The 1,164-nt window shown below is 74.0% G+C and carries 1 protein-coding gene; it reads left to right on the top strand.

Translation table 11 applies throughout. The features are described from left to right. Window positions 1–1,164, top strand: a 1,164-nt coding sequence (gene eccCb, locus B7767_RS43270; RefSeq protein ID WP_085576556.1) for a type VII secretion protein EccCb, incomplete at both ends; no start/stop codon positions are given.

The following is a 1,164-nucleotide window of genomic DNA, read 5'->3' as shown; positions in this document are numbered from 1 at the left end:
CCTCAGGCGCGGGGCGAGGGGGACGGCGGCGGGGAGACGCTGCTGTCGGTGGCGCTCGACCGGCTGCGCGGGGCGGGACCGCCCGCCCACCAGGTGTGGCTGCCGCCGCTGGGCCGGCCGGCCACCCTGGACCAGATCCTGCCGCCGCTGGCACCCGATCCGCGGTACGGCCTGACCACGGCCGACTGGCCGCTGCGGGGACGGCTCACGGTGCCGGTGGGCGTCGTGGACCGGCCCTTCGACCAGCTGCGCGACCTGCTGACCGTGGACCTGTCGGCGGCCGGCGGCCACGTCGCCATCGCCGGGGGCCCGCAGAGCGGCAAGAGCACCCTGCTGCGGACCCTCATCACCGCGCTGGCCCTCACCCACACCCCACGCGAAGTGCAGTTCTACTGCCTGGACTTCGGCGGCGGCACGCTGGCCTCGCTGGACGAGCTGCCCCATATGAGCGGGGTCGCGGCGCGGGTGGACACCGAACGGGTGGGCCGTACGATCGCGGAGGTCACCACCCTGCTCGCCCGGCGGGAGCGGTTCTTCCTGGAGCACGGCATCGACTCCATGGCGACGTACCGCAAGCGGCGCGCGGCGGGCGAGTTCCCCGACGAGCCGCACGGGGACGTCTTCCTGGCCATCGACGGCTGGGCCACCGTGCGCCAGGACTTCGACCGGCACATCCCCACCTTCAACGCGCTGGCCGCCCGCGGGCTCAACTACGGCGTCCACCTGATCGTCACCACCGCCCGCTGGGTGGAGCTGTCGTCCTCGGTGCGCGACCAGACCGGGACCCGGCTGGAGCTGCGGATGGGTGATCCGATGGACTCGCAGATCGACTCCCGGAAGGCGGCGACGATCCCGCGCAGCGCGGGGCGGGGACTGACCTCCGACAAGCTGCACTACCTGGCGGCGCTGCCGCGCGTCGACGGGGTCGAGGACGCCGACGACCTCGCGGACGGGGTCGCGGGGCTGGTCGCCGCGATCGCCGAGAACTGGACGGGGCCCACCGCGCCGCGGGTGCGGATGCTGCCGGCGAAGCTGCCGGTCGAGGAGCTGCCGGAGGCGGAGGGCGAGAACGGCCTGCGGATCGCCATCGGCCTGGACGAGAACGAACTGGCGCCGGTTTGGCACGACTTCACCGAGAACCCGCACCTGATCGTGGTGGGCGAC

This window comes from Streptomyces sp. 13-12-16 (assembly GCF_002114215.1).
Classification (GTDB): Bacteria; Actinomycetota; Actinomycetes; order Streptomycetales; family Streptomycetaceae; genus Streptomyces.
The sequence above is the reverse complement of the archived record's forward strand: the minus strand, read 5'-3'. Positions and strand labels throughout refer to the sequence as shown.